Origin of the sequence: Planktothrix sp. FACHB-1355, from assembly GCF_014748295.1 — a bacterium.
GTDB lineage: Bacteria > Cyanobacteriota > Cyanobacteriia > Cyanobacteriales > Aerosakkonemataceae > Aerosakkonema > Aerosakkonema funiforme_A.
In genome coordinates this window covers 1-5,842 of the sequence record NZ_JACJUP010000340.1, presented here as the reverse complement: position 1 = coordinate 5,842, position 5,842 = coordinate 1, and the positions used below count along the sequence as shown (strand labels likewise).

Annotated in this window: 7 protein-coding genes and 1 pseudogene; all 8 read right to left on the bottom strand. The window is 42.0% G+C overall.

The window, feature by feature from the left end; all coding sequences use genetic code 11:
- A pseudogene (locus H6S82_RS15345) lies at positions 1-364 on the bottom strand (hypothetical protein); the annotation flags it as partial.
- A 42-nt stretch (positions 365-406) separates the two neighbouring features.
- Positions 407-601, bottom strand: coding sequence for a hypothetical protein (locus H6S82_RS15340; protein ID WP_190462184.1), 195 nt, complete (start codon positions 599-601; stop codon positions 407-409).
- A 195-nt stretch (positions 602-796) separates the two neighbouring features.
- Entirely contained in the window at positions 797-1,222 is a 426-nt protein-coding gene (locus H6S82_RS15335; RefSeq protein ID WP_242056964.1) for a hypothetical protein, read from the bottom strand.
- A 47-nt stretch (positions 1,223-1,269) separates the two neighbouring features.
- Positions 1,270-1,593 (bottom strand): hypothetical protein, encoded by a 324-nt coding sequence (locus H6S82_RS15330; protein WP_190462186.1) that lies wholly within the window; start codon positions 1,591-1,593, stop codon positions 1,270-1,272.
- A 325-nt stretch (positions 1,594-1,918) separates the two neighbouring features.
- On the bottom strand, positions 1,919-3,481 hold the full coding sequence (locus tag H6S82_RS15325) for a hypothetical protein (protein ID WP_190462188.1): 1,563 nt from the start codon (positions 3,479-3,481) through the stop codon (positions 1,919-1,921).
- Between the two features lie 70 nt (positions 3,482-3,551).
- On the bottom strand, positions 3,552-4,457 hold the full coding sequence (locus H6S82_RS15320) for a serine protease (RefSeq protein ID WP_191056381.1): 906 nt from the start codon (positions 4,455-4,457) through the stop codon (positions 3,552-3,554).
- A gap of 82 nt (positions 4,458-4,539) precedes the next feature.
- On the bottom strand, positions 4,540-5,397 hold the full coding sequence (locus H6S82_RS15315) for a serine protease (protein ID WP_242056963.1): 858 nt from the start codon (positions 5,395-5,397) through the stop codon (positions 4,540-4,542).
- Positions 5,398-5,842, bottom strand: a 445-nt coding sequence (locus H6S82_RS15310; protein ID WP_191056380.1) for a COP23 domain-containing protein, incomplete at its 5' end; no start/stop codon positions are given. It abuts the gene before it with no gap.

Sequence of the window (5,842 nt, the reverse complement as noted above, 5' to 3'; positions counted from 1 at the left end):
CCTCTACAATAATAATGGCTGGTGCTTCAATGGCTAATTGTTCGGTGGAACGACTGATCAGAAAGTCGCAGCGTCCATTCAGTCCCAGAGATTCATCCACGTTAAAATCTTCCCCGGAAAACATACTAATTTGACGGTTAAGAATGCGTCGTACTTCTACAAGAACTGGGCTAATAATTAGCTCAGATCTGGCTTTTTCGCTGCCTGTAGCGACAGCAAGTGGTAGAGTTTCTTCAAGAGTTGCAGCCAGGGTATTGCTGGGTTGAATAGGGGGAATTTCAGGCAGAAATCTGATGCCTTCTACTGTGGTTAAATTGAAGGCTTCTTTAACTTTAGTGATGGTGGTGAATTGGCTGTAGGGCATAAATTTTTTCTATTTAAGCGTATCCAAATATCTCGTAAATCTTCAGGGGTTAGACGTTCCATAATTTGGTTCTAGCGTTTCTGTCCATCCTTGGCTTGAATCTCTTTGCCATAGATGGGGATGTAGAATTTGGTTGACATTCTCTTGTGCTGTCTTAGGGTGTTGTGCCAAAAGTGCCTGACGACGCTTAATTTTGGCAACTGCTAGATATTGGGAGTTAGGTGAATATTCTGACATAGTACAACAGCAAGTGGTAAAGTTGCTTTAATAGTTGCAGCAATGGTGATTTCTAATAAACCGGATTTCTGAATGGGCGATCGCAACTGTACAGCTTTCCATCAAGTTACCTTATTTGAGCAAATAGCATACTATTTTTTAGTTTACCACATAAGAAATAGGCGATCGCATTTATTTTCATCTGTATTCCTGAGTTTAGGGGCAAGAAATATTTGCTGTCAAAACAACAGATTCAAGAACGTTGTTTTTGCTTGCGGCAGATAAAGCTTCTGCATCTATAAGTTCTTTCAATTTTTCAAAAATTAAAACTTCTGTTTCTTCTCCATCCGTTAATTTATCATAAAAATACCGATCTGATAGCCATTGTTCAAAAGCTAATTTTAACAGCCCATTTGGATAAACCTTAAACCTCCAATATGAAGATAATCGATTATCAATAACTTCAAATAATGGGGCGGGATTTTGCTGGGGATAGTAAGTATATCCATCATCGCAAATATAATACCAAATGCTTCCCTGCCATTGATAAAGAGCGTAAACTGTATATTCCTTACCAATTGTTAATTGAAACTCAGTTTCTTTGGTACGACCTACAGCAGGGTCTAAGTAGGTTTCGTTCAAAAATTCTCCCGTATTAGCAATACAACGAATCTGCATAATTTAATTACCTAAAGATTTGTAGATATTGTTTTAAGATACTGCCGTTTAAACTTGAATTCAACATTTTCAAGAGTCTGGCGATTTCGGAACCAATGAATTTGTACAGACGCTCCATTTATAATGTTGGTTTGGGTACTAGCCATTTTAACCCAATCTTCAAGATTGCCGCCATAGTTAGCAACCAGTCGAGGCGCATCTCTTAATGGTTCTTGTGGTGTGCCGAGAATTTCTTTACAATTGATTGCTTGTGCAGCAGCAGCTTTGGCATCTTGCATTAGGAGTTGTTCTTGTAAGTTGGTAGGAATCTCATCGGGAATTCGCCCTGTAGTCACGCTAGTTTTAGGTATAATCTGGTTTATATAATTATAAGATGTGGCACTTTTTTGTTATGATGAAAAAAAGAGCGATCGCACCTTACCTAATTGCTTGTTGATTGCGATCGCTAACATTGAAAATAGCTCGATTGTATTCAGAATATTGGCTGCCATTTCACTGTTATTTCACATATCAAGGTATCGTTTATGCCAAAGAAACCCGGTTTTTTAGAAAAACCGGGTTTCTGAGTTTAGGGGCGATCGCAATCGAACTTTTCAAATTTAGATACAGGTTTTGGGCAATCTTCAGATACGATGCCTCACTGACTTTACTTTCTCAAAATTAAGGGACTTCGAGAGTGGTTGTTTCATCGTATTTAATTCCAGTAACCCTATCATCTTGAAAACGACGACCTTGATTTATTTTCAGTTCACCATTAACTTTAATTTCAAACCATCCACCTGACTGACCAGCAATGGTGTTGTTTACTACCAGTCTGACCTGATGCGTACCACTACTAACTTCGAGCGGCCCCCAACCAGTATCGCCTCCTTTTCCACCACCAGCATAGCCACCTTCTTTAGCTTTTCTACCATCGATAAAGATGGTGGCTACATCATCAATTTGTGAGATTCTTGCGGTTACAGCAGTTTGTTTAGGTGGATATACTGGAAAGCGTGGAAGTGGCCCATTACATCTTTCTTCTGCTTTTATGCGATTTGCAGACGCAACTTGTTCGATTCTATTGGTGGCTTCTTCTTGAGTCCTTCCACCAATTTTGAGGGCGCTTATCAACATATCAGTGTGGTATCCTCCTATTTCACCATAGTAGTAAAAACAATAATTAGCGTCCTGAAAAGCCATAATGCTCCAGGTAATAAGGAAGGTTAAGGATATATTTGGAGGAATTTTAGATATCAGCGTAGCACCTGATCCAGCAAACCAATATGTTAAGGGATTGCTTAGTAATTCCCCTAATTCTGGAATTTTCAATTTTATCAAGTCTGCGGCTACCTTAAGCTTCCTACAATAATCTCTTTCTTCCCTACATTTTGAATTAGCTTCGCTAATATTTATTTTCTTTACAAGATCTACTGAATTTTGAGTAACATCCTTATTGTTGCAATCATTTATATTTTTGGTAAACTGAGATATAAAAATATTTTGTGTATAGCTTATATCGCCAAAACTAAATCTTTCTTTCTTTTGAACACCAGTTTGATCGGTGTAGCTGATTTGCCAAGTATTTTCTCTTAATCCTTGAACGACTATAGGTGGATTATTATTCTTAGCCGTAAGAGTAACGCTATTACCATCAGCTGCATATTTAGCTAATATTTCAAAAGCGCCACTGCTACATGATATGCCATCATTAGCTAAATGCAGAACTGCTGATTCCACATATTTCTTATTTCCATTAGATTTTATTTCAGCAATCTGTTCACAACCTTTAGTATCTATAAATCTGTGTGTTCCTGGCTGCAAATCTTGAAAGTTTGAATTACCTGTAAATTCGTTTACTACTGCAGGTATTGAATTCGTATCACTGCCATCAAACTCACGACGCACCGGAAAATTCGGCCCAGGATCTTGCGGAAACGGCGGCGCTTGCGGATTACTTTGTTGTGGCGACGGCGCACTCGGTTCATCGCCAAATTCACTCGGATCTCGCTGCGCCTGCAAATAGTTAGAAATATCGGCAACTACAGCAGGGGGATTCGCCGCTACCACTCGCTGAGAACTTCCCCCCAAATCCACCGTGCAAACCGTCCAATTAAAACTGAAAAGCGTACAAAGTGCAGCCGAAAAAGCACGATTGACAAATGTACCAGGAGCGAGTAAAGTACCAACGATCGCAACTACAAAGCTAACAATTCCCAAAGCCAAAAACCGCATCCGACGCATAATTTACCTCACAAAATTAACTGATAATGAGCGGATTTTTACCGCCCATTATTTCCAGCAAAAAACCTAATTAAAAACCAAAAGGAAGCCTCACCGGGACAACCCGCCGAAGTTGTTGAAAAACGTCAACAACATTTTTAAAATCACCATACCAACCCCTAACTTCCTGACGAGAAGGTTGGGTTGCTTCCACATTATCCGCAGGGTTATCATCCCTGGTTAAAATAGAAGTATTCATCCCAGCTTGAGGCATCAAAGCCACAAAAGTATTAATTGGGATTGCGGCATTTAATCCAGTTTTAACCCTTATTTCTCCCCCAGCAGCAGATTCCGATTGAATCGCACCATCTACATCACCTTCCCCGTGAATACCAATCACTCGCCCATTCACATCAAAAACTGGGCCACCGCTCATTCCCCTGCGAGTTACTGCATCGTAGCGCATGGTATATCCCTTAGCACGACTATTGGGACGGCTGGAAATCTGTCCGGCGGTAAACTCAAATTCTCGTTCTCCACCAGCTTCAATTGCCAGAGGATAACCAGCAATATAAATTCCCGAACCAATCGAAGCTTCATCGGAATTGCTAATGGCTGCAACGGCTTGTTTTTCAGGACTTTCAAAAGTAATAATTGCTAAATCTGTATCGTTAGCATTTTTCGGTAATCTGGTAACAGACTTCACAGAATAAGTTTTACCTTTGCTGGTGTAAACCGAGTATTCAGCATTGGGATTTTCGACTACATGATTGGCAGTTAAAACGGTGTATGTATTGTCTTTTTTCCCAATAATTACCCCCGATCCACCATAATCTTTACTGAGTAAATTATCAATTCTGACGGTTGTGGGTACAGCAATTTTAGCTACCTCTTTAGCCGTTTTAGCCATTACTGGTTGATTAATCACGATTGCTGCTACAAATGCCGTACCAGCTAATATGTGTGGTAGATGATTAAACCGCATAACTAACTCCATGAATGATATAGGTACGTTGTTGCGCTTCAGCGCTCTTATCAGGTACGTTATTGGCTTTTAGGGCTAAAGCCCAACAACGTACCTATTGAATGAAGGAAACAAATTGCAAATAGGTACTAATCGGAATTCCCCAACTAGAATTCACCATTTGCTCTAACATTGTTGGTGAAGGTTCGCTGCCATCTTCAAAGGCATAGACGCCAAAATCTGGATCGCGATTTTTCACCCTTCCGTTAATACCAATTAACAACCCATTGCTATTAAAAATTGGGCCGCCACTCATACCGACAGCGATATCATTTGTGTAGCCCAAGCGATAACCTTGAGATAGGGATTTTGGCAATAGCAGGGATACTGCACCAGAGGTAAACCGAAATACGCCGATACCTCGATCGAACGTAGTGGTTAAAGTCCCAGGTTGGTACATGGGAAACCCCGCCGCAAATACCTGTTCTCCTACCACTGTCGGTTCGGTACTAATTCGCGCTACCTGGTAATTTGTGTTACTGCGAAATTGAATTACTGCTAGGTCATTGTTTCCCAACTGTCTGGGATTGAAAGTTGGGGTGTAGCGCCGACCGTCGGGGGTGATAATGGTATAGCGTTGGCTAAAAGCAACAACGTGCCAACTGGTTAGTACCTTGTAAGTTTGTCCCTGTCGTTGCACGATCGCACCAGAACCAGACGCATTACCAGTCAGGATGCGTACTGTTGTAATTTGTGCTAAATGGCGAAGATCTGACCTTTCCCCCAACCCCTCTCCTACCAGGAGAGGGGGGCAAGATTTCTCTTGCACCCCCCTTCCCACCCCTTCGGAGAAGCAAGCTACGCAGGGAAGGGGGGCTGGGGGGGTTAGGTTCCCAGCGCCTACCAATAACTGAACGATCGCAAAACCACCCATCAGCTTCAGCACCGCACTTTGCCTCTCCCCAAGGGTCATCTAAAGCTCCCGCGATCCGCCGCCATTATTATTAGGTTGTTGAGGCATCGGCTGAGTATTGCTCGGTTGGCTGACTGAAGGCGGCATCTCGCTATTGCCGTCATCTCCCAAACGTCCACTCACATCGATGTAAGGAATAGCACCGCTTTCACGCAGGGAAGGCGCACCCGCTTGTCCTTCCCGCCACGCCAAAAGATTGTTCAACGTCCGAACTGCGTCTTGATTCGATTTGAGGGTAAAAATCAAATTTTCGCAACGTCCATTAACTTGACTGGCGGTGCAAACAACTCGTTGCCCGTTCATCACGCCGACAGTGATATATTTCAGTTGTTTGTTGCGGCGATAAGTTTCCAAACGTCCGCTAACTTCTTGGCAGCGTGTTTGCGGATTATAACCAGAACTAGCAAAAGCATTGGAAACCCAGCGAATCCAAGAGATCGGAAGA

Bases quoted from the DNA above. Each gene is read 5' to 3' on its own strand.
- H6S82_RS15340 (WP_190462184.1), bottom strand. From the start codon at position 601: ATGTCAGAATATTCACCTAACTCCCAATATCTAGCAGTTGCCAAAATT.
- H6S82_RS15325 (WP_190462188.1), bottom strand. From the start codon at position 3,481: ATGCGTCGGATGCGGTTTTTGGCTTTGGGAATTGTTAGCTTTGTAGTT.
- H6S82_RS15320 (WP_191056381.1), bottom strand. From the start codon at position 4,457: ATGGAGTTAGTTATGCGGTTTAATCATCTACCACACATATTAGCTGGT.
- H6S82_RS15315 (WP_242056963.1), bottom strand. From the start codon at position 5,397: ATGACCCTTGGGGAGAGGCAAAGTGCGGTGCTGAAGCTGATGGGTGGT.